Genomic DNA, 20,219 nt, shown 5'->3' on the forward strand with positions numbered 1-20,219 from the left:
TCGGAGATGTGTATCAGAGACAGGGGAGGCGGGCGTGGCGCTGCTGCTCGCGGCGGTGGCGCTCGCGGTCGCGGCGGTGCCGGAGGGGCTGCCCACCGTGGTGACGCTCGCGCTCGCGGTGGGCGTGCAGCGCATGGTGAAGGGCCACGTGCTCGTGCGGCGGATGCAGGCGGTGGAGACGCTGGGCGCCGCCACCGTCATCTGCACGGACAAGACGGGCACGCTCACCCTGGGCGTCATGGAGGTGCGCGAGGTGTGGCCCCCGGAGGCCGCGCACCGCGTGCTGGAGGTGGCGGCGGCGTGCTGCGACGCGGAGCTGCCCGTCCAGGGGCCCGGCGCGGGCGACCCCACGGAGCTGGCGCTGCTCGCGGCCGCGCGGGCGAGGGGCGTGGAGCGCGCGGACGTGGAGCGCGAGCGCCCCCGGGTGTCGGAGCAGCCCTTTGATTCGGACCGGCGGCGCATGAGCGTCCTGCGCGCGGACGGGGTGCTCTACGTGAAGGGCGCGCTGGAGGCGCTCCTGCCGCTGTGCTGGCAGGTGCCCCCGGGCGTGACGGAGGCCCTGGCCTCCCTGGCGGGGCGTGCCCTGCGCGTCCTGGCGGTGGCGGAGGGGCGGGGCCCCGACGAGCGGGACCTCACGCTGGTGGGACTGGTGGGGCTGGCGGATCCGCCCCGGCCCGAAGCGGTGGAGGCCGTGCGCGCGGCGCGCGAGGCCGGGGTGCGCACGGTGATGATCACCGGCGACCACCCCGCCACGGCCCTGGCCATCGCGAAGGAGCTGGGCCTGCTGCGCGAGGGCGAATCACCAGAGGGGCTCGTGCACGCGCGGGCCACGGCGGAACAGAAGCTCCAGATCGTCCGGGGGTGGAAGGCGCGCGGGGAGGTGGTCGCCATGACCGGGGATGGGGTGAACGACGCGCCGGCCCTGCGCGAGGCGCACATCGGCATCGCGATGGGCCGCACCGGCGCGGAGGTCACCCGCGAGGCGTCCGACCTCATCCTCACGGACGACAACTTCGCGAGCATCGTGGCCGCCGTGCGCGAGGGGCGCGGCATCTACGAGAACATCCGCAAGACGCTCGTCTACCTGCTGGCCGGCAATGGCGGCGAGCTGGTCCTGATGCTCTGCGCGTCGCTGCTGGGCCTGCCCCTGCCGCTGCTGCCCCTGCACCTCTTGTGGGTGAACCTCGTCACCGACGGCCTGCCCGCCCTGGCGCTGGTGATGGACCCCGTGCCGCCGGACGTGATGCGGCGGCCGCCGCGACGCCCGGACGAACCCATGCTGGGCGCGCGGGAGTGGGGCGCGGTGCTGGCCACCGGGCTGCTGGACGCCTGCGTCACGCTGGGCACCTTCCTCTGGTCGATGGAGCGCATGCCCCTGGAGGAGGCACGCACGCTGACGTTCACCGTGCTGGTGTCCTGCCAGGTGCTGCGGGCCTTCGCCGCGCGCAGCGGCGGGCTGCTCCACTGGGAGGTCGGGTCGTTCAACAACCGGCCGCTGCTCGCGGTGGCCGCCGTGACGCTGGCGCTCCAGGTGGCCCTGCCGGAGGTGCCCCTGCTCGCCGCGTTCTTCTCGCTCGTGCCGCTGGACGCCGCGCACGTCGCGCTCGCCCTGGGCCTGGGGCTCATCCCGGTGAGCGTGCTGGAGCTGCGCAAGCTCGTGCTGCGCGGGGTGGGCCGCGCCATGGCGACGCCGAACGGCTGAGGAGACACGTATGTACCTGACGGACGACGAAGGGGCGCCCACGGTCACGCTGCGGTTCCTGGGGGCGGCGGGCACCGTCACCGGCTCGAAGTTCCTGCTGGAGACAGAGGGGCGCGAGCAGCGCCGCGTGCTGCTCGACTGCGGCCTGTTCCAAGGGCTCAAGGGCCTGCGCCTGCGCAACTGGGAGCCGCCGCCGTTCGACCCGGTGACGCTGGACGCCGTGGTCCTCAGCCACGCCCACCTGGACCACTCCGGCGCCCTGCCGCTGCTGGTCCGGGGTGGGTTTGCCGGCCCCATCCACTGCACCCCGGGCACGGCCGACCTGCTGGAGCCGCTGCTGCTCGACTCCGCGCACCTCCAGGAGGAGGACGCGGAGCGGGCCAACCGCCACGGCTACTCCCGGCACCAGCCCGCGCTGCCGCTCTACACGGTGGAGGACGCGCGGCGTGTGCTCGCGCTGCTTCGCACGCATCCCTACGGCACGCCCTTCGCGCCATGCGAAGGGCTGGAGGTGACCTTCCGGCGCGCGGGCCACATCCTCGGCTCGGCCACGGTGGACGTCGCCTGGGGCCGGGGGGACGCCGCGCGCCACCTGGTCTACTCCGGGGACCTGGGGCGCCCGGGCCGCCCCATCCTGCGCGACCCGGAAGCCGTGCCCGGGGCGGACGTGCTGCTCCTGGAGTCCACCTACGGCGACCGCGTGCACGCGACCTGGCCGGAGGAGAAGCTGGCGCGCGTCATCACGCGCACGGCCCACCAGGGCGGCGCGGTGGTCATCCCCGTCTTCGCGGTGGGGCGCGCCCAGGAGCTGCTCTGGACGCTGCACCGCCTGCGCGGCGAGCAGCGCCTGCCGCACGTCCCCGTGTTCCTGGACAGCCCCATGGCGCAGGACGTGACGGAGCTCTACTGCCGCCACCCGGAGGACCATGACGTGGACATGCGGCGGCTCACCGAACAGGCGCGCTGTCCGCTGTGCGGCTCGGAGCACCACTGGGTGCGCACCGCGGAGGAGTCCCAGGCGCTGCTGGCGAGGACGGGCCCCCGGGTCATCCTCGCGGGCAGCGGCATGGCCACCGGAGGCCGGGTGCTGCACCACCTGAAGCACCTGCTGCCGGACGCGCGCAACACGGTGGTGCTCGCGGGCTACCAGGCCGCGGGCACCCGGGGGCGCGCGCTCCAGGACGGCGCGGCCACGGTGCGCATCCACGGCGAGGACGTCCCCGTGCGGGCGCGGGTGGAGACGGTGGACGGCCTGTCGGCGCACGCGGACCGGGAGGAGCTGCTCGGCTGGCTGCGCACCTTCCCGCGCCCGCCGCGCGAGACCTGGCTCGTCCACGGGGAGCCCGGCGCCTCCGAAGCGCTCGCCAGGAGCATCCGCGAGCGCATGGGCTGGCGCGTGCGGGTGGCGCGCGACGGCGAGCGCGTGACGCTGCGGTAGGGCCGCGCCGCCCGGGGCGGGCCGGGCTGTCAGCGCGGGAGCACCTGCTCGGCCCGGACCTCCGTCGCCCCCAGGGGCTCGCCCCGCTCGAAGCGCGTGACGCTTTCGAGGGTGGTCCGGGCGATGGCGTGCAGCGCCTCGCGGGTGAGGAAGGCCTGGTGCGCGGTGATGAGCACGTTGGGGAAGGTGAGCAGGCGCGCGAGCACGTCGTCCTGGAGCACCTGGCCGGAGAGGTCCTGGAAGAAGATGCCTTCCTCCTCCTCGTACACGTCCAGGCCCGCGGCGCCCAGGTGGCCCGACTTGAGCGCCTCCAGCAGGGCGTGGCTGTCGATGAGCGCCCCGCGCCCGGTGTTGATGAGCATGGCCCCGGGCTTCATCCGGGCGAGCGCCGCCGCGTCGATGAGGTGGCGCGTGCCGGGCGTGAGGGGCACGTGCAGCGAGAGGACGTCCGCGCGGGCGAGCGCGTCCTCCAGCGTCACGGGCTCCAGCCCCTGCGCCCGCGCGTCGCTTCCGGAGAGCCGCGGGTCCACCGCGAGCAGCTTGCAGCCGAAGCCGTGGAAGATGCGCGCGGTGGCGCGGCCGATGCGTCCCAGGCCCACCAGGGCCACCGTCTTGCCGTACAGGTCGAAGCCCACCAGCCCGTCCAGGGAGAAGTTCCACTCGCGCACCCGGGCGTAGGCGCGGTGCACCTTGCGGTTGAGCGCGAGCACGAGCGCGGCGGTGTGTTCTGCCACGGCCTGCGGCGAGTACTCGGGCACGCGGACGACGGTGAGCCCCAGCCGCTCCGCCTCCACCAGGTCCACGTGGTTGAAGCCCGCGGAGCGCAGCGCCACCAGCCGCGTGCCCCCTTGCGCCAGCGCCTGGAGGCACGCGGCGTCCAGCCGGTCGTTGACGAACGAGCACACCCCGGGGAAGCCCGCCGCCAGCCCCACCGTCTGCGGCGTCAGGCGGGGCTCGAACCAGGTGAGGGCGTGGCCGAAGCCAGCGTTGGCCTCCTCGAAGGCCGTGCGGTCGAAGCGGTGGGTGTCGAAGAAGGCGATGCGCATGGGGGTGTTCCTCGCGCCGTGGGCGGCCAGGGGCTTTTCCCCGGACACTGCATCCTCCATGCTCGCCCGCGACACCGGCCCGCGGGGCCGTCCTCGCGCAAGCGTTGCGCGGTGCACGGGGCGCCGCGCAATCCCTGCGGTGCTCTGGCCGGCCCGCCCTGGCGCCGGACTGGCACGCATCCTGAAAATGAACGGACCCGGGCCCCGGAACCTCCGGGCGCTCCACCGGAGGTCGAGCCATGGACGCCATGCGGGAAGCGGTCGGAGAGCAGCTGCGGCAGCGGTGGCGGACCCTGCTGGAGGCGCGGCGCCAGCACCGGCGCCTGCTGCGGGAGGTCACCGGCACCGGGGCCCCGGAGTGGGTGGACCGCGCGGTGGCGCTGGAGGAGACGCGGCTGCTCGACGAGCTCGACGCGCGCGAGGCGCGGGCGCTGGAGGCGGTGGAGGTGGCGCTGGCGCACCTTCCGCCGGAGGGCCTGCCCCGGTGCGAGGGCTGCGGCGCGGACATCGAGCCCGAGCGGCTCCAGGCGCTGCCCGAGGCGCGGTGCTGCCTGCGCTGCGCGGCGCGGACCCGGTGAGCGCGCCACGGGAAGCCCCGGTCTCCATCGGGTGGTTCGCCCTGGGCTACTTCGCCTGCTACCTGCCCTACAGCGCGCTCACCAAGGCGCTGAGCCTGGGCGCGCTGCCGGGCATGTCCGCGGGGCTGCCGGGCTTCGTGCTCCTGCCCTCCACGGCGCTGGCCACGCTGGTGGGGATGTTCACCTATTTGTGGTGGAGCGGCGGGTTCCGGCACGCGGGGCGGCGGCGCTTCGGGCCGGTGGAGCTGCCGTGGCCGGGGCGCTGGACGTTCCTGTCGGGCCTGTGCACCACGGGCATCATCGCCACCACCACGCTCGCGTACACCTTCGACGGCACCTCCATCGTCTTCATGATGCTGCTGATGCGCGGCGGGGTGCTGGTGCTGGCGCCGCTGGTGGACCTGCTGGGGGGCCGGCACGTGGCGTGGCCCTCCCGCGTGGCGCTGGGCCTGAGCCTCGCGGCGCTGCTCGTCGCGGCGGGGCCCGGCACGGACCCCCGCCTCTCGCTGGCGGCCGGGCTGGACTGGGCGGTGTACGTGGCCAGCTACTTCGTGCGCCTGCGCTTCATGAGCCGCCTGGCGAAGAACCACGTGCCCGGCGCGCGCGAGCGCTACTTCGTGGAGGAGCAGATGGTGGCCGCGCCCGCGCTCGTGGTGCTGCTCGCGCTGTGGGCCTGGGCGGACGTGGGCGGCGCGGCGGCGCTGCTGCGCGAGGGCTTCACCGGGATGTTCACCCGCCCCACGCTGCCCGTGGAGCTGGCCGTGGGGCTGCTCTCCCAGGGCAGCGGCATCTTCGGCGGGCTGGTGCTGCTGGACGCGCGGGAGAACTCCTTCACCGTGCCCATCAACCGCGCCTCCAGCGTGTTCGCGGGCGTGGGCGCGACGTTCGTGCTGTCGGTGTGGCTGGGGCTGCCCGGGGTGGGCGTCCGGGAGCTCGCCGGCGCCGCGCTGGTGACGGTGGCCGTGGCGGCGCTCGCGGTGCCGGGAGTGCTCGCGGCGCGGGCCGCGCCCAAGGCCGCGCCCGGGGCTGCCGTAGGAGGCACCGATGCGCGCTGACCCCATGGTGACCCTCGCGCGCCAGATGCTGTCGTCCCGCCGGGCCGCGCTGCGCGGCCAGTGCCCTCCCGGCGGGGCCGCTTCCCTGCCTGGCGGGGATCCCGCGCGGCGGGAGCTGGAGGAGGTGGAGGCGGCGCTGGCGCGCATCGAGCGGGGCCTCTTCGGTGGCTGCGAACGGTGCGGTGGCGCCATCGGGCGGCAGCGGCTGCTCGCCGTCCCGGAGGCGCGCTGCTGCCTGGCCTGCGCGGAGGCCCGGGACGTGCGCGGATGAGGCTGATGACGCTGGCCGGGGAGCCGCCTCCGGACGCCTCTTGCGGGGCATCTCTGGTAATCAGGGGCATGGCCCAAGAACGCATCCTGGTCGTGGACGACGAGGCGAACGCGCGGCGAGCCCTGGCCACCCTGCTGGGAGAGGAGGGCTACGAGGTGCGCGAGGCCGCGGACGGCGCCGAGGCGCTCGGCGTGCTCGCGGACTTCGCCCCCTCGCTGGTGCTCACCGACGTGCGGATGCCGCGCATGGACGGGCTCACGCTGATGCGCCGCGCGCGCGAGTCCGGCAGCGACGCGACCTTCGTGGTGATGACCGCGTTCGCCACGGTGGAGGCGGCGGTGGAGGCCATGCGCCTGGGCGCGGAGAGCTACCTCACCAAGCCGCTGGACCTGAACGCGGTGCTCGTCGTCCTGGACAAGGCCCTGGAGACGCGCCGGCTCAAGCAGGAGGCCCGGCAGCTGCGCGAGCGGGTGGCGGAGCGCTTCCGCGTGGGCAACATCATCGGGGACGCCCCGGAGCTCCAGGGCGTCTACGCCCTCATCCACCAGGCGGCCCCCACGCGGGCCACCGTGCTCATCCTGGGGGAGAGCGGCACGGGCAAGGAGCTGGTCGCCCAGGCGCTGCATGAGCTCAGCCCGCGCAAGGCGCGCCCCTTCGTGAAGGTGCACTGCGCGGCGCTCAGCGAAAGCCTGCTGGAGAGCGAGCTGTTCGGCCACGAGCGGGGGGCCTTCACCGGCGCCGTCGCGCGCAAGGAGGGCCGCTTCGAGCTGGCGGACGGCGGCACCCTGTTCCTGGACGAGATTGGCGAAATCTCCCCCGCCGTGCAGGTGAAGCTCCTGCGCGTCCTCCAGGGCCGCGAGTTCGAGCGCGTGGGCGGCACGCAGACGGTGAAGGTGGACGTGCGCATCGTGGCGGCCACCCACCGCGACCTGGAGGCGGAGGTGAAGGCGGGCCGCTTCCGCGAGGACCTCTACTACCGGCTCAACGTGGTGGCGGTGACGCTGCCGCCCCTGCGCCGGCGCAAGGCGGACATCCCCGCGCTGGTGAGCCACTTCATCGAGCGCTGCAACGCCCTGCACGGCAAGGCCGTGAAGGGGCTGGCCCCCGGCACCCTGGACGCGCTGATGAGCCATGACTGGCCGGGCAACATCCGCGAGCTGGAGAACGCGGTGGAGCGCGCCGTGGTGCTGGCGAGGGGCGAGGAGCTCACGGCGGACGACCTGCCGCCCGTGCTGCGCGGGCCCCGCCCCAGCGCCGGGGCCGGCGAACGGCTCATCCCCGGCGCGACGCTCGCCACCATCGAACGGGAGGCCATCCTGCGCACCCTGGAGATGGTGCAGGGGTCCACCACGCGCGCCGCGGAGGTGCTGGGCATCAGCGTGCGGAAGATCCAATACAAGCTCAAGGAGTACGGCGGCGGGGGCCCCGCGCCGGACGAGGACCCGGCCGCCGCCTCCTAGGCCCGCGCACGGAAGAAGGAAGAAGGGAATCGCCATGGAAGCCGGAACCGGAGGCGCGACGGACAACGTCCTGGAGGAGCTCCAGCGTTACGTGGGCTTCTCCCCCGATGACGGGGAGGCCCTGCGGGAGCTGCACCCCATTGCCTGCGCGCACTTCGAGCGCATCGCGGACGTCTTCTACCGGCGCATCCTCGAACACCCGGAGGCGCGCACGGCCCTGGAGGGCGGCGAGAGCCAGGTGGGCCACCTCAAGGTGACCCTGCGCGACTGGATGGGGTCGCTCTTGCTGGGCCCCTGGGACGCGGCGTACTTCGAGCGCCGCTGCCGCATCGGGCGGGTGCACGTGCGCATCCACCTGCCGCAGCACTACATGTTCGGCGCCATGAACCTCTTGCGCCAGGAGCTGACGGCGGTGCTGGAGGAGGCGCTGCGGGACGCGCCCGGCCGGTCCGCCCGCCTGGGCCGCGCGCTGGGGAAGATTTTGGACCTGGAGCTGGCCATCATGCTGCACACCTACCGCGAGGACCTGCTGGCCCAGGCGGCCCGGGCCGAGCGGCTGGCGACCTTCGGGCAGCTCGTGGGCTCCATCGGCCACGAACTGCGCAACCCGCTGGGCGTCATCGAGACCTCGCTCTTCATCCTCAAGGGCCGCCCCGCCTCGCGGGAGGACGCGCGCGTGGCCAAGCACCTGGACCGCATCGGCGAACAGGTGGAGGTCGCCAACCACATCGTCACCAGCCTGCTGGACATGATCCGCTCCCGCCCGCTGGTCCGCGCGCCCTTGCGGCTGGCGGAGGTCTGGACCTCCGCGCTGGAGACCGTCGCGCCGCCCGGGCACGTGCGCGTGCTCGCGGAAGGGCTGGAGTCCCTGCCGCCCCTGGAGGGGGACGCGGTGCAGCTGCGGCAGGTCTTCGTGAACCTGGTGCAGAACGCCGTGCAGGCCCTGGGCGAGGCAGAGGGCGAGGTGCGGCTGACGGCGGACCTTCCCCAGGCCGGCGCGCGGCGGGTCCAGCTGGTGCTGGAGGACAGCGGCCCGGGGTTGGACGCGGCCATCCGCGCGCGCGTCTTCGAGCCCCTGATGACCACCAAGGCGCGGGGCCTGGGCCTGGGCCTGGCGCTCGTGCGGCGCATCCTGGAGCGGCATGGCGGCGGCATCGCGTACGCCCCGGGGGACGGGGGGCCGGGAGGGGCCCGCTTCGTGGTGGAGCTTCCCCTGACGCCGGAGCCTTCCTGATGGGCCGCTTCCTGCTGGTGGATGACAACCGGGCCTTCGCGGAGAACCTGGCGGAGATCCTGGAGGACGAGGGCCACACGGCCACGGTGGTGGACTGCGGCGAGGCCGCGCTCCAGGCCGCGCGCGAGCAGCACTACGACGTGCTCATCACCGACATGTGCATGGCCGGGATGAGCGGCGCCATGCTGGTGCACCACCTGCGCCAGTCCGACCCCGGGCTCACGGCCATCGTCGTCACCGCGCACCCGGCGGAGGCCGAGCTCGCGCGGGCGCGCGCCGAGGGCGTGCTCGCGGTGCTGCCCAAGCCGGTGCCGGTGCGCGCGCTGGTGGAGCTGCTCGCGCACGCCCGCCGCGACGGGCTCGTCGTGCTGGTGGAGGACGACGCGCGCCTCGCGGACAACCTCACGGAGGTGCTGCGCGAGCGCGGCTTCACGGCCGTGGTCGCGCGCTCGGTGCCGGACGTGGCGGGGCTCGAACCCCTTCGCCCCTTCGCCGCGCTCGTGGACCTGCGCGTGCCGGGCGGCCCCGACGGTGAGGCCCTGCGCCGCGTTCAGGAGCGCTTCCCCGCGACCACCCCCTTCGTCGTCACGGCGTTCCCGGAGGCGCTGCCCGGGGACTTCGAGGGCCGGCTCGTGTGCAAGCCCTTCGACACCGGGGCGCTGCTCGCCGCGCTCGAACAGGTGCACGGAGGCCGCGCGTGACGGCGCCGGGGCCGCGGAGCGCGGCGGAGCGTCCCCGCGTGCTGGTGGTGGATGACAACGCGGCCTTCGTGGACAACATGAAGGAGCTGCTGGAGGACCAGGGCTACCAGGTCGCCGTCGCGACGAACTGCGCGGGGGCCCTGGAGCGGGCCCGGGCGGGCTTCGACGTGGCGCTGGTGGACGTCCGGCTGCCGGATGGCGAGGGCACGCGGCTGGCCCCCCAGCTCAAGGCGAGCGTGCCGGACGGTGAGGTGGTGCTGCTCACCGGCCTGGGCATGCTGGAGGCGGCGGTGGCCGCGGTGCACGCGGGGGCCTGCGCCTACCTGCTCAAGCCCTGCGCCACGCCGGAGCTGCTGGTGACCCTGGAGCAGGCCCTGCGTCAGGTGCGGCTGCACCGCGAGAAGCAGGCGCTGGCCCGGCGGGCGCAGATGTCGGAGAAGCTGGCCGCGGTGGGCACGCTGACCGCGGGGCTGACGCATGAAATCCGCAACCCCCTCAACGCCGCCGCCCTGCAGCTCACCGTCCTGGAGCGGCGGGTGCGCAGGCTGGACGAGGCCGTCCAGGGGCCGCTGCTGGAGCCGCTCCTGCTGGTGCGCGACGAGATCCGCCGCCTGGACCACATCCTCGAGGACTTCCTCCAGTTCGCCCGCCCGCGCGAGTTCAGGTCGAGCGGCGTGGCGGTGGCACCGCTGTTCGAGCGGGTGCGCGGCCTCTTGTCCTGGCAGGCCGAGCAGCGCGGCGTGACGCTGGAGGTGGAGCCTCCGGGGGGGCTGGAGGTGTGGGGGGAGGAGGAGCGGCTGCGGCAGGTGCTGCTCAACCTCGCGCTCAACGCCCTGGAGGCGGCGCCGCCAGGAGGCCGGGTGTGCTTCAGCGCGAGCGCGCACGGCGGGGACGTGGCGCTGTGCGTGGACGACAGCGGGCCGGGCGTGCCGGTGGACGCGCGGGGGCGGCTCTTCGAGCCCTTCTTCACGACGAAGGCGAGCGGCAGCGGGCTGGGCCTCTCCATCGTGCATGCCATCGTCACGCAGCACGGCGGCACCCTCCAGGTGGAGGATGGACCGCTGGGCGGTGCGCGCTTCACCGTGCGCGTGCCCGCGGCGAAGCCGGAGGCGTGAGGCCCGGGGGCTGGAACGCGTCTGTGATTGGATAAAGGAGATTCCAGGCAAAGTCAGACATTGCTGTCTCAGCCCGCGAGCGTGTTTTTCCCAGCCCGCGAGAACGTACGCCCGAGGGGCGAAACACGTCGCGGAGACAGGGGTGATTGTTTATAGACGCCCGGGCTGTTTGGAGGCGTCACTGAAGCACTCGCACCACAAGATCTTTCCCACACACTCCTTGTCTTGGTTCCTGGCGGGCCTGGCCTTGTTCTACGTCGAGGCCGCGGCGCTGCTGGATCCGCTGGGCGTGCCCCTGCTTCCGCACCGGATGATCCAGGACGTGCTGCGGAGCCCGTTCGGGTTCCACCTGCTGCTGCTGGGCATCCCCTGCTGCCTCTACGTCCTCGGGTGGCGGGCCCGCGACCTCTTCGCCTGGCTGTGGGCGCCGCACGCGCTGACGGTGGATGACGAGGGACTGCGCGCCGACGCCACGCGGATCCGGTGGCGGGACGTGCGGGAGATCATCGAACAGCACGCGCACGACCGCGTCATCCTGCGCCACACGGGCGGAACGCTGCGGCTGCGGCTGGACCTGTGGAGCGACGCGGAGACGCTGCACGAGGCGGTGACGGCCCAGGTCGTGTCGCGCCTGCTGGAGCGCGTGAACCTCCAGGTGTCCGCGGGGAAGCCGGTGCGCTTCGGGCCGCTGACCCTGGGCGACGCGGGGCTCATCCACCGGGGGCGGCTGCTGCGCTGGGCCGACATCGAGAGCATCCGCCTCCAGGACGAGGTGGACCAGGGCTACTCGTCCCGCGAGCTGGTCATCGTCGCCCAGGGCAGGACCCGGAAGTTCGACGAAGCGAAGGTCATCAACGCGCCAGTCCTGCTGGCCTATCTGTCAGACCGGCTGGCCGGCTGACCCTCACGGGCACCCCGACATGGAAATCTACCGCTCCCCCCAGTCCAAGAAGCAGGCGGAACAGCCGCGCGCCATCTACTACTCGCGGGCCAAGCTCATCGCGGGCGTCGTCATCTGGGCGCTGGCGACGGTCTTCTTCGGCGTGCTGACCTGGAAGTCGCTTTCGCAGAGCAACGTCTGGATCTTCGTCGCGTTCATCACCCTGGCCTCGGCCTGGATGTTGTTCAACTGCGTTCGGGGGCTGGGGCAGCTGGACAGCCCCGTGCTGCTCATCGGCCGGGACGGCATCCGCTTCCCGGACGGCGTGCTCATCGCGTGGGAGGACATGCAGGAGAACCTCTTCGTCGAGCAGTCCTACATGGGCCTGCCCGGCATCAAGATGGTTCAGATCAAGACCACGCTCGCGAAGCCCCGCGTGAAGAAGATGCGGGTCTCCGCGCTCGCCATGGACAGCGACGAGTACATGGCGCTCTGCGACAGCTACAGCCAGGGTGGCGGGGCTCCCGCGACGCGCTGACCCAGGCTACGGGGTGGGCGTCACGCCAGCGCACGCGGCCAGGAGCAGCCCCGTGGAGGAGATTGCCGCCAACGCGAATGGACGGAAGAGGGCAGGGGTCATGAGGCGTGAAGCCAGACGCCGCTCCCGCCCCTTTCCCCCGGGGGGCGCAATGCTTCCGTCATGGGTGCGTCACGGGGGCAGCGTGCCCTGGCCGGTGGCCAGCGTGTTCATGAAGGACTTCACCTTCTGCACGTAGGTGGCGTCGCCCGTGCCGGCGGGGATGGCGTCCGGGTTGCTGCGGTCCACGCCGTTGGGGCCGGAGTTGTAGGCGCGCAGGGCCAGCTCATCGCTGCCGAACTGCGCCTTCATGTCCTTCATGTAGAAGGCGCCCGCGAGGATGTTGGTCTCCGGGTCGGAGAGGTTCTTGCCCTGGAGTTCCGGGTGCTTCGCCTGGAGCTCTCCGTAGGTGTTGGGGTTGACCTGCATCAGGCCGGTGTCCGTCAGGCCGTTGCCGCCGTTGGTGGTGACGGCCTCCAGGTTGCCGCGCGACTCCTGCCATATCTGCGCGGCCAGCATCTCCGCCGGCATGCCCGTCTTGGCGGCGGCGGACTCGATGGCGCCCCGGAACTTCTCCAGCCCCGCGGGCAGGTTGCCGCCCAGCTTCGAGCCGCCGGTGGACTGCGTCTGCTGCGAAGCCGCCGGGCCCACGACGCCGGTGTTGCCCTGCGAAGCCGCCGGGCCCACGACGCCAGTGTTGCCATTGAGCGCCACGGGAGGACGGCCCGAGGAAGCCTGCGGCGTGAAGCTGCTGTCGGAGAACGGCGGCGAACCCGAGCCGGACTTCCCGCTCGCGGCCCCCTGCGCTCCGGAAGCGCCCTGGAGCGCCTGCGCGCCGCCCGGCACGGCCTGCGCCACCAACTGGACGATGGAGGTCAGCGCCGACAGCGTGTCCTGCAGCAGCTTGCCCAGCTCCGCGCCCTTGCCGGAGCCGGCGTCGAAGCCGTCCTGCTGGAGCGCCGCGAGCCCCGGTGAGGGCCGCTTCATGCCCATCTTCTGGCTGGAGGCGACTCCCTCCCCACCGCAAACCTGGAAGCTGGCGGGACGGGCGCTGGCGGCGTCCTGCACCGGCATGTGGGACACGGGAGCGGAGGCGCTGCGAAGGGGCGAGATGGCCATGGTGGGGGTTCCTCGAAAGGGATTGGGTTTCGGGTGAAGCGATACGGGACCCCATAGCAGCGGCCGTGCCAGCCCCCGCGGGCCGGACCGGTGCTGGCAACCCACGGATTTCACGGGCAACGCGCGTGGCCTCCGGGAGCGCGTCTGATGACTCCTGTCACCGGCCCGATGCCCACCGTCATCATCCGAACCCGCGCGTACTCTCGGGTGGCGGGAGGGGAGTGCGTCGTGCAGAACGGCCCCATGGCCGACATCACCCACCGCACCGTCCGGACGAATGGCATCCACCTGCACCTCGCCGAAGCCGGCCAGGGGCCCCTGGTGTTGCTCCTCCATGGCTGGCCGGAGTCCAGTTACTCGTGGCGCCACCAGCTCCGTGCGCTCGCCGAGGCCGGCTACCACGCCGTCGCGCCCGACGTTCGCGGCTACGGACAGAGCGACAGACCCGAACCCATCGAGGCGTACAGCATGAAGCACCTGCTGGCGGACTTCGTGGGCCTGCTCGATGCGCTGGGGGAGAGGACCGCCGTGGTGGTGGGCCACGACTGGGGCGGGGCGATGGCGTGGAACTGCGCCGCGCTGCACCCGGACCGCTTCCGCGCCGTCGTCGGCATGAGCGTGCCGCACCTGGGCCGCGCGCCCATGCCGCCCACGCAGCTCTTCCGGCGCGTGTTCGCGGAGAAGTGGTTCTACATCCTCTACTTCCAGGAGCCGGGCGTCGCCGAGGCGGAGCTCGAAGCGGACATCCCGAGGACGCTCCGCATCACCCTGGGCGGCGTCCCCGGCTTCGACACGCAGGCCGAGGCCGTGCGGTCACGCCGGAAGGGCGACGGGTTCCTCACGGGCCTCCAGGTGCCGGATGCGTTGCCCGCGTGGCTCACGGAGGCGGACGTCGCGCACTTCGCGAAGGAGCTCGCGCACAGCGGCTTTCGCGGCGGGCTCAATCGCTACCGCAACATGGACCGCGACTGGGAGGAATTGCCCCAACTCGCGACGGCCATCATCCAGCAGCCCGCCCTGTTCATCATCGGTGAGAAGGATCCGGGCCGCGCCTTCGCTCCCGTGGACGCCATGAAGGCGCTGGTGCCGAACCTCCAGCAAATGCTCGTCCTCCCGGGGGCGGGCCACTGGATCCAGCAGGAGCGCCCCGAGGAAGTGAACGCGGCCCTGCTGGCCTTCCTGAAGTCACTGCCCGCGTGAGCCGGTGGCCGCGGGCCTGCTCCGGGGAAGGCGCACGGTGAACGTGGTGCCTTCCTTGAGGGTGGAGGTGAAGGCGACGGTGCCGCCGTGGGCCTCCACCAGCTGCTTCACGATGTAGAGCCCCAGGCCCACGCTGCGGCCGGTGGAGTCCACCTCCGATGTCGCGCGCTGGAGGGGCTCGAAGATGCTGGGCAGCTTCTCTGGAGGGATGGGCGGGCCCTGGTTGTGGACGGACAGGCACACCCATCCCTCCTCGCCTCGGGTCTTCACCTGCACCGGGCTGGATTCAGGGCTGTACTTGAGGGCGTTCGTCACCAGGTTCTGCACCACCTGGGCAATCCGCTCGGAGTCCCATTCCCCCGTCGCGTCGCCCCGTTCCTGGACCCGCAGGGTGCGGCCGGGGTGGGCGGCATCCACCTGATCCAACACCTGCCGGGCCACCTGGTGCAGGTCCGCGGCGCGGGGCGCGATGGGGATGCCTCCGCCCAGGCGGGCCTGGGTGAAGTCGAGCAGGTCTCCGACGAGGCGGACCGCGCGGTGCACGGCGGACTGGATGCGCAGTACGGACTGGGCGGTGCGCGCGTCGAGCTCTTCGCGGCGGGCCATGGCGCTCACCGTCAGGTGGATGGCGTTGAGCGGGGTGCGCAGATCATGGCTGACGATGCCAATGAGCTGCTGTTCGAAGTTCACGCGGTCCTGGAGTTGCTGGGTCAGGACCGCCGCGCGCTGGTGCGACTTCACCGCGTCCGTGGCGTCCCAGGCCACCGCCATGAAACCCTCGACGGTGCCATCCCGGTCCCGCATGGGCACGTGCGTGAAGTTGAAATAGCGCTCCACCCGCTCAGCCGTGTCCCGGCGGGTGAACTGGAAGCGTTCCTCCGTGAAGACCCGGGCCTCCCCCTTCTGGAAGACAGGGTCGCAGGCCGTAGCGATGACGGACGGCCCCAGCTCCTCCGGCAGCACCTCGATGAAGGGCCTGCCGAGCACCTCCTCGTACCTTCGCTCCCAGAAGCGGCACTGGACGGCGTTGGCGTATTGAACGACGTGGCGTGGGCCCCGGAAGATGGCGATGCCCACCGGGGCCTGCTCGAAGATGGCGTAGAGCTTGTGGCGCTCGGCTTCCGCTTCGGCGTGCGCCGCCCGCTCGCGGGCAAGCAGGTCCGCGCGCTCCTCTTCCGCCTGCTTGCGCGCGGTGATGTCGATGAAGGAGCTCACGGCGCCCGTGATGTGGTCGCCGGGCGTGCGGAGCGGCCGGGCATTGACCGACAGCCAGATGCGGTTTCCCCCCGCATGGTGGATGCCTACCACGGCGCCGGCCACGCTCTCGCCCGTGCGAAGCGCATGCATGTGCGGATGCTCTTCGCCGGAGTACGGGCTTCCGTCCTCCCGGATGGCGCCCCAGCGTGGGTCAAAAGGGGTGCGGCCCAGCAGGTGGTTCGCGGACAGGCCCAGCAGTTCCTCGGCGGCGGTGTTGGCGAAGCGGATGGTCCCGTGCTCGTCGTGCAGGGTGACGCCTTCGTCCAGCGAGGCGAGGATGGCGCTCAGCCGCGCCTCGCTCTGCCGCAGCGCTGCCTCCGCCTGCTTGCGCTCGGTGACGTCCTGCGTGACCTTCACGAACCCGCAGGGGTGGTCCGTGTCGTCACGCAGGAGCCACAGGTCCACCTCCGCGATGAAGAGGCTCCCGTCCTTGCGCAGCCGGGGTTCCTCGCCCTGGAAGTGGCCCGTCTGGAAGGCCTCCTGCAGCTCTGATTCCGGAAGCCCCTGCTGGCGGTAATCCTCGGGAAAGAGCATGCGGAAGTGCTGCCCCAGGACCTCGTCGGCGCGCCAGCCCTTGATGTGCTCGGCGCCCGGGTTCCAGCTGATGATGTGCCCTTGAAGGTCGATGCCGAAGATGGCCCGGTCCTTCGCGCTCTGGACGAGGAAGCGGAAGAGCACATCCGTGTTCTGCCCTGCGTGGGTGCACTCCATGCGTGCCACGGCTCCTCCAGGTCATGAAACACGCGGGCCGCGAGCCGCCGTTCCGCGACGACAGGGAGCGGACGCGCCGGGCCCCGGCCGGCCGGGCACCGTCAGGGCTTCGGGCCGTCCTTCAGCAATCCCAGACGCTGAAGGCTTTCGACGGTGGCGACCAGGCACTCCGCGTTGGAGCGCGGCGCCCAGCCGAGCACGCGCCGCGCCTTCTCGTTGGAGCCATTCTTCACCTTGCCCAGCTCCGGCAGGGTCTGCCGCGCCACCGGAGTCCACAGCGCCGCGAGCCGCACCAGCCAGTCCGGAAGCTGCCGCGTCGGGACCTTCCGGGCCACGTCTCCCATGCGGGTCCGGAGGATCCGCGCGATGTCGATGAGCGCCAGGAAGTCCCCCGCGACAGCGAGGAAGCGCTCTCCCTTGGCTGCCGGATGCGTCATCGCGCGCAGGTGCAGGTCCGCGACGTCGCGCACGTCGACGACGCCGAAGTAGAGCCGGGGAACGGCGGGCATGGCGCCGTCCAGCAACTGCTTCAGCAGCATGATGGAGCTGGAGTAATCCGGCCCGAGCACGGGCCCGAACACGCCCACCGGGTTGACGACGGAGAGCTCCAGGCCGCCGCCTTCGCGGGCGATGAAGTCCCAGGCCGCGCGCTCCGCCAGCGTCTTCGACTTTTGGTACGCGGCCACGCCAGGGCGCTGCGGATCCGTCCAGTCCGCCTCGGTGAACTGCGTCTTGCCGGGGGGATGTCCGTAGCCGATCGCGGCGAACGAGGACGTCAACACCACGCGTTTGACGCCCGCGTCGCGCGAGGCGCGCAGCACGCGGAGCGCCCCTTCCCGCGCGGGGATGATCAGGTCGTCCTCGTGCTTGGGGACGCCGGCAGGGAAGGGGGACGCCACGTGCAGCACGAAGTCGCAGCCCGCCACGGCCTCCGCCCAGCCCGCGTCCTGCATCAGGTCCGCGGCGGCGAAGGACAGGCGGGGGCCCGGCTCCACGCCGCCCTCCTTCAGCATGGCGCGCACCTCGCCCTCGCGCTTCAGGTTCCGCACCGTGGTGCGCACCTGATGGCCCGCCGCCAGGAGCTGCACGATGCAATGACCGCCGATGAATCCAGACCCGCCGGTGACCAGGACCGTGCTCATCGCCGCCTCGTCTTCATGTTCATGCGGGGGAGTCTGTCCGCGCGGCGGGCGCGGGAGAACGGCCGGATTCGGCAAGGGCCTTGAAGTGCACCTTCACGGCGCGCGGCAGCGCCGGTGTCAGGCGAGGGCCACGTAGGCCGCGACGGCGACCATGCAGGCGCCAAAGGTCCAGCCCTGGATGCGCATCGCGCGCTCGGAGCGGAAGCGCCCCAGGATGAGCTTCCCGCCGTAGATCCACGGGAAGTGGCACGCCACGCAGACGGCGAGGAAGGCCGCGGTCAGCAGCGCCGCCTGGGAGAACATCCCCCGGGCGGGGTCGAGGAACTGGGAGAACATCACCAGGATCATCGAGTGGATCTTCGGGTTGAGCGCGACCGCGAGCAGCCCTTCCACGAACCCCAGGCGCGCGGGTGCGTCGTTCGCCTCACCCGGGGTGGCCGAGGCGCGGAAGAAGCCCCACGCGAGGTAGAGCAGGTACGCGACGCTGCCCCAGCGCAGGACCTGGTGCAGCGCTGGCACCCCTTGCAGCACCCGTCCCAGCCCGATGCCGTAGAGGAGGCACAGCGCGACGTTGGCCGCCTCGAAACCCATCCAGAAGGGCAGGCTGCCCCGGACGCCGAAGCGCCCTCCGGCGGTGGCGAGCACCGTGTTGCCCGGACCGGGGCTCACCACCATGGGCACCGCGTAGCCCAGGAACAACACCCACACCTCGGCGGAAATCATGACGGGGCACCTCGCGCGCGAGGCGCGTCCATCGCGCCTTCTCGCTGCACAGGACAGACTCCATTTCTGGGCGCCGACCCAGCGAGCTATCCTCGCGTGCTCGATAAAAGGGGCTCATCGAGCATGCGTCGCATTCCACCGCTGGGTGCCCTCCGAGCCTTCGAGGCGGGAGCGCGGCACCTGAGCTTCACCCGCGCCGCCACGGAGCTGCGCGTGACCCAGGCGGCCATCAGCCATCAGGTGCGGCAGCTGGAGGACTGGCTCGGGGTCTCCCTGTTCGATCGCCGGGGCCATGCGCTGACGCTGACGGCGAGGGGCGCCGCGTACCTGCGCGAACTGACACCCGTGTTCGAGCGCATGTCCGAAGCGACCACGCGGCTGTACGCGCGCGAGCAGGGACCGCTGCGCCTCACCGTGCTGCCGTCCTTCGCTTCGTGCTGGCTGCTGCCGCGCCTGGAGCGCTTCCGGAAGCAGCATCCGGACATCGAGCTGCATGTGAGCAGCTCCGAGGCGCTCTGGGACTTCCTCGACGACCGCTTCGACGTGGGCATCCGCTCCGGACTGGGCCGGTGGACGGGGCTCAAGGCGGAGCAGCTCGCGCCGGAGAGGCTGGCGCCCGTGTGCACCCCGGCGCTGGCGAAGCGGCTCCGTACGCCTGGGGACCTGGAGAAGGTCCGGTTGATTCATGACTCGCCCAAGGATGGCTGGCGGCGCTGGTTGGATGCCGCCGGAGTCACGGGCGTGGACGCCGAGCGAGGCCCCGTGTTCAACGACGCCGGGCTCGCGCTCCAGGCCGCGCGGCTCGGGGATGGCGTGGCGTTGGGGCGTCTGATGCTCGCGGCCGACGACCTGAAGGCGGGCAGGCTGGTGCAGCCCTTCAAGGCGGTCCTTCCCAATGACTACAGCTACTGGCTCGTGCACCCGCGTCCCCTGGCGGGCCGCGGGGACGTCGCGGCCTTCAAGGCCTGGGTGCTCGAAGAGGCCCGGCGCTGACCCCGTGGTACCCATGGTTGTAATTTTCCTGGATATAGCTGCTTTCCTATTTTTATCTGTAATAGCAGAATATGGGTGCGCCAAACCCAGACCTGGAGGGCACCATGCGGATGCAATGGATTGCGCTGGTTGTCGCGGTGGGAGCCGTCGCCTGCGGAAGCGGCTTCGAGCCGGGGGATGCCGACGCGTGGGGAACGCACGAATCAGCGCTCACCATCACCACCGAGGACCAGGTCGTGGCCCGGCTGCCCGCGAGCACGGGGGCGGGCTACGGCTACGGTGAGTACCTGCCGCCGGGTTACCTGACGTCCACTGGCACCTATCCGGTCATCATCCACCTGAACGGGAACGGTGAGTTCGGCACGTCGCCGACGGAGGCGAACCTGCTGGAGGTGGTGACCCGCCACGGAGCGCTGAAGAAGATCCGCTACTCGAGCCAGGGCAAGGCGTACTTCGGACAGCACCAAGTGATGGTCTTCACGCCGCGCGCGGCGACGAACTGGCAGCCGGCGGCTATCGATGCGTTCGTCAGCTTCCTGGTGGCGAACTACCGCGTGGACACGACGCGCATCTACCTGACGGGCATCAGCTTCGGCGGGTATGGGAGCTGGCAGTACGCGTACACATATGGGAGCCGTCTGGCCGCGCTGGCGCCCATGGCCACCAACATCGGCGCGCCGGGCCCCACCATCACCCAGCTGAAGAACGTGCCGGTGTGGGCGGTGCATTCGTTCGCGGACGGCAGCTCCCTTTCGGCTGAGACCTCCTGGATGACGGGCGTGACGAAGAACTACGGCCTGTTCCAGCCGGTCCAGGTGACGGCGCCGGCCCAGCCGGTGACGTACCTGTTCCCGGGCGCCAGCAGCCCCACGTGGACGCCGCAGCCCGGCGTGGTGGCCTCCGGGAGCGCCATCGCGCGCCTCACCGTGCTGCCCGGAGGTGTTCACGACTGCTGGACCCAGCAGTACGACAACTACGCGTTCTGGGACTGGATGCTCGCCCAGCACCGCTGAGCGA

The 20,219-nt window shown here is 72.1% G+C and carries 19 protein-coding genes; 14 read left to right on the forward strand and 5 right to left on the reverse strand.

What is annotated here, in order from left to right; translation table 11 throughout:
* Window positions 1-1,702 (forward strand): cation-translocating P-type ATPase (locus D7X32_RS25375; protein WP_147450258.1); only part of this gene is annotated, 1,702 nt, incomplete at its 5' end.
* A 10-nt stretch (window positions 1,703-1,712) separates the two neighbouring features.
* The gene (locus D7X32_RS25380) at window positions 1,713-3,140 is read left to right on the forward strand and encodes an MBL fold metallo-hydrolase RNA specificity domain-containing protein (RefSeq protein ID WP_120605153.1); all 1,428 of its coding nucleotides are present in this window, start codon (window positions 1,713-1,715) and stop codon (window positions 3,138-3,140) included.
* Between the two features lie 29 nt (window positions 3,141-3,169).
* Here D7X32_RS25380 and D7X32_RS25385 read toward each other — a convergent pair whose 3' ends face one another.
* Window positions 3,170-4,186, reverse strand: coding sequence for a 2-hydroxyacid dehydrogenase (locus D7X32_RS25385; RefSeq protein WP_120605154.1), 1,017 nt, complete (start codon window positions 4,184-4,186; stop codon window positions 3,170-3,172).
* 239 nt (window positions 4,187-4,425) lie between these two features.
* Here D7X32_RS25385 and D7X32_RS25390 point away from each other — a divergent pair, with 239 nt between their 5' ends.
* From D7X32_RS25390 to D7X32_RS25430, 9 genes are all read left to right on the forward strand, one after another.
* The gene (locus D7X32_RS25390; protein ID WP_120605155.1) at window positions 4,426-4,764 is read left to right on the forward strand and encodes a TraR/DksA family transcriptional regulator; all 339 of its coding nucleotides are present in this window, start codon (window positions 4,426-4,428) and stop codon (window positions 4,762-4,764) included.
* Entirely contained in the window at window positions 4,731-5,819 is a 1,089-nt protein-coding gene (locus D7X32_RS25395) for a hypothetical protein (protein ID WP_120605156.1), read from the forward strand. Before D7X32_RS25390 ends, D7X32_RS25395 begins: the two co-directional genes overlap by 34 nt.
* Window positions 5,809-6,090 carry a TraR/DksA family transcriptional regulator gene (locus tag D7X32_RS25400; RefSeq protein ID WP_120605157.1) on the forward strand — a complete coding sequence of 94 codons (282 nt, stop codon included), beginning with the start codon at window positions 5,809-5,811 and terminating at the stop codon, window positions 6,088-6,090. The genes D7X32_RS25395 and D7X32_RS25400 overlap by 11 nt, the downstream gene beginning before the upstream one ends.
* Window positions 6,091-6,158: 68 nt before the next feature.
* Window positions 6,159-7,550 (forward strand): sigma-54-dependent transcriptional regulator, encoded by a 1,392-nt coding sequence (locus D7X32_RS25405; protein WP_120605158.1) that lies wholly within the window; start codon window positions 6,159-6,161, stop codon window positions 7,548-7,550.
* A 34-nt stretch (window positions 7,551-7,584) separates the two neighbouring features.
* A complete protein-coding gene (locus D7X32_RS25410) occupies window positions 7,585-8,784 on the forward strand; it encodes a sensor histidine kinase (protein WP_120605159.1) in 1,200 nt (399 codons plus the stop codon).
* Window positions 8,784-9,485: a response regulator gene (locus D7X32_RS25415; protein ID WP_120605160.1), complete on the forward strand. Its 702-nt coding sequence runs from the start codon at window positions 8,784-8,786 to the stop codon at window positions 9,483-9,485. Before D7X32_RS25410 ends, D7X32_RS25415 begins: the two co-directional genes overlap by 1 nt.
* A complete protein-coding gene (locus tag D7X32_RS25420) occupies window positions 9,482-10,600 on the forward strand; it encodes a sensor histidine kinase (protein ID WP_244239167.1) in 1,119 nt (372 codons plus the stop codon). The genes D7X32_RS25415 and D7X32_RS25420 overlap by 4 nt, the downstream gene beginning before the upstream one ends.
* 247 nt (window positions 10,601-10,847) lie before the next feature.
* Window positions 10,848-11,501, forward strand: coding sequence for a DUF6585 family protein (locus D7X32_RS25425; RefSeq protein ID WP_244239168.1), 654 nt, complete (start codon window positions 10,848-10,850; stop codon window positions 11,499-11,501).
* Between the two features lie 19 nt (window positions 11,502-11,520).
* Entirely contained in the window at window positions 11,521-12,018 is a 498-nt protein-coding gene (locus D7X32_RS25430; protein ID WP_120605161.1) for a hypothetical protein, read from the forward strand.
* Window positions 12,019-12,189: 171 nt separating this feature from the next.
* Here D7X32_RS25430 and D7X32_RS25435 read toward each other — a convergent pair whose 3' ends face one another.
* Window positions 12,190-13,176, reverse strand: coding sequence for a lytic transglycosylase domain-containing protein (locus D7X32_RS25435; protein WP_120605162.1), 987 nt, complete (start codon window positions 13,174-13,176; stop codon window positions 12,190-12,192).
* Window positions 13,177-13,419: 243 nt separating this feature from the next.
* Here D7X32_RS25435 and D7X32_RS25440 point away from each other — a divergent pair, with 243 nt between their 5' ends.
* A complete protein-coding gene (locus D7X32_RS25440) occupies window positions 13,420-14,376 on the forward strand; it encodes an alpha/beta fold hydrolase (RefSeq protein ID WP_120605178.1) in 957 nt (318 codons plus the stop codon).
* Here D7X32_RS25440 and D7X32_RS25445 read toward each other — a convergent pair.
* The 3 genes from D7X32_RS25445 to D7X32_RS25455 form a co-directional block, all read right to left on the reverse strand.
* A complete protein-coding gene (locus D7X32_RS25445) occupies window positions 14,362-16,344 on the reverse strand; it encodes a sensor histidine kinase (RefSeq protein ID WP_120605163.1) in 1,983 nt (660 codons plus the stop codon). The genes D7X32_RS25440 and D7X32_RS25445 overlap by 15 nt on opposite strands.
* A 101-nt stretch (window positions 16,345-16,445) precedes the next feature.
* The gene (locus D7X32_RS25450) at window positions 16,446-17,486 is read right to left on the reverse strand and encodes an SDR family oxidoreductase (protein ID WP_120605164.1); all 1,041 of its coding nucleotides are present in this window, start codon (window positions 17,484-17,486) and stop codon (window positions 16,446-16,448) included.
* A 117-nt stretch (window positions 17,487-17,603) separates the two neighbouring features.
* A complete protein-coding gene (locus tag D7X32_RS25455) occupies window positions 17,604-18,209 on the reverse strand; it encodes a LysE family translocator (RefSeq protein ID WP_120605165.1) in 606 nt (201 codons plus the stop codon).
* A 123-nt stretch (window positions 18,210-18,332) separates the two neighbouring features.
* On the opposite strand from D7X32_RS25455, the gene gcvA reads away from it, so the two are divergent.
* Window positions 18,333-19,202, forward strand: a complete 870-nt coding sequence (gene gcvA / locus D7X32_RS25460) for a transcriptional regulator GcvA (RefSeq protein WP_120605166.1) — start codon at window positions 18,333-18,335, stop codon at window positions 19,200-19,202.
* A 104-nt stretch (window positions 19,203-19,306) separates the two neighbouring features.
* On the forward strand, window positions 19,307-20,215 hold the full coding sequence (locus tag D7X32_RS25465; protein WP_120605167.1) for a carboxylesterase family protein: 909 nt from the start codon (window positions 19,307-19,309) through the stop codon (window positions 20,213-20,215).
* Window positions 20,216-20,219: the final 4 nt, after the last annotated feature.

This window comes from Corallococcus carmarthensis (assembly GCF_003611695.1).
Classification (GTDB): Bacteria; Myxococcota; Myxococcia; order Myxococcales; family Myxococcaceae; genus Corallococcus; species Corallococcus carmarthensis.

Excerpts from the sequence above, each read along its gene's own strand:
- D7X32_RS25380 (WP_120605153.1), top strand. The coding sequence starts at position 1,713 with ATGTACCTGACGGACGACGAAGGGGCGCCCACGGTCACGCTGCGGTTC.
- D7X32_RS25385 (WP_120605154.1), bottom strand. The coding sequence starts at position 4,186 with ATGCGCATCGCCTTCTTCGACACCCACCGCTTCGACCGCACGGCCTTC.
- D7X32_RS25390 (WP_120605155.1), top strand. The coding sequence starts at position 4,426 with ATGGACGCCATGCGGGAAGCGGTCGGAGAGCAGCTGCGGCAGCGGTGG.
- D7X32_RS25400 (WP_120605157.1), top strand. The coding sequence starts at position 5,809 with ATGCGCGCTGACCCCATGGTGACCCTCGCGCGCCAGATGCTGTCGTCC.
- D7X32_RS25405 (WP_120605158.1), top strand. The coding sequence starts at position 6,159 with ATGGCCCAAGAACGCATCCTGGTCGTGGACGACGAGGCGAACGCGCGG.
- D7X32_RS25410 (WP_120605159.1), top strand. The coding sequence starts at position 7,585 with ATGGAAGCCGGAACCGGAGGCGCGACGGACAACGTCCTGGAGGAGCTC.
- D7X32_RS25415 (WP_120605160.1), top strand. The coding sequence starts at position 8,784 with ATGGGCCGCTTCCTGCTGGTGGATGACAACCGGGCCTTCGCGGAGAAC.
- D7X32_RS25430 (WP_120605161.1), top strand. The coding sequence starts at position 11,521 with ATGGAAATCTACCGCTCCCCCCAGTCCAAGAAGCAGGCGGAACAGCCG.
- D7X32_RS25435 (WP_120605162.1), bottom strand. The coding sequence starts at position 13,176 with ATGGCCATCTCGCCCCTTCGCAGCGCCTCCGCTCCCGTGTCCCACATG.
- D7X32_RS25440 (WP_120605178.1), top strand. The coding sequence starts at position 13,420 with ATGGCCGACATCACCCACCGCACCGTCCGGACGAATGGCATCCACCTG.
- D7X32_RS25445 (WP_120605163.1), bottom strand. The coding sequence starts at position 16,344 with ATGGAGTGCACCCACGCAGGGCAGAACACGGATGTGCTCTTCCGCTTC.
- D7X32_RS25450 (WP_120605164.1), bottom strand. The coding sequence starts at position 17,486 with ATGAGCACGGTCCTGGTCACCGGCGGGTCTGGATTCATCGGCGGTCAT.
- D7X32_RS25455 (WP_120605165.1), bottom strand. The coding sequence starts at position 18,209 with ATGATTTCCGCCGAGGTGTGGGTGTTGTTCCTGGGCTACGCGGTGCCC.
- gcvA (WP_120605166.1), top strand. The coding sequence starts at position 18,333 with ATGCGTCGCATTCCACCGCTGGGTGCCCTCCGAGCCTTCGAGGCGGGA.
- D7X32_RS25465 (WP_120605167.1), top strand. The coding sequence starts at position 19,307 with ATGCGGATGCAATGGATTGCGCTGGTTGTCGCGGTGGGAGCCGTCGCC.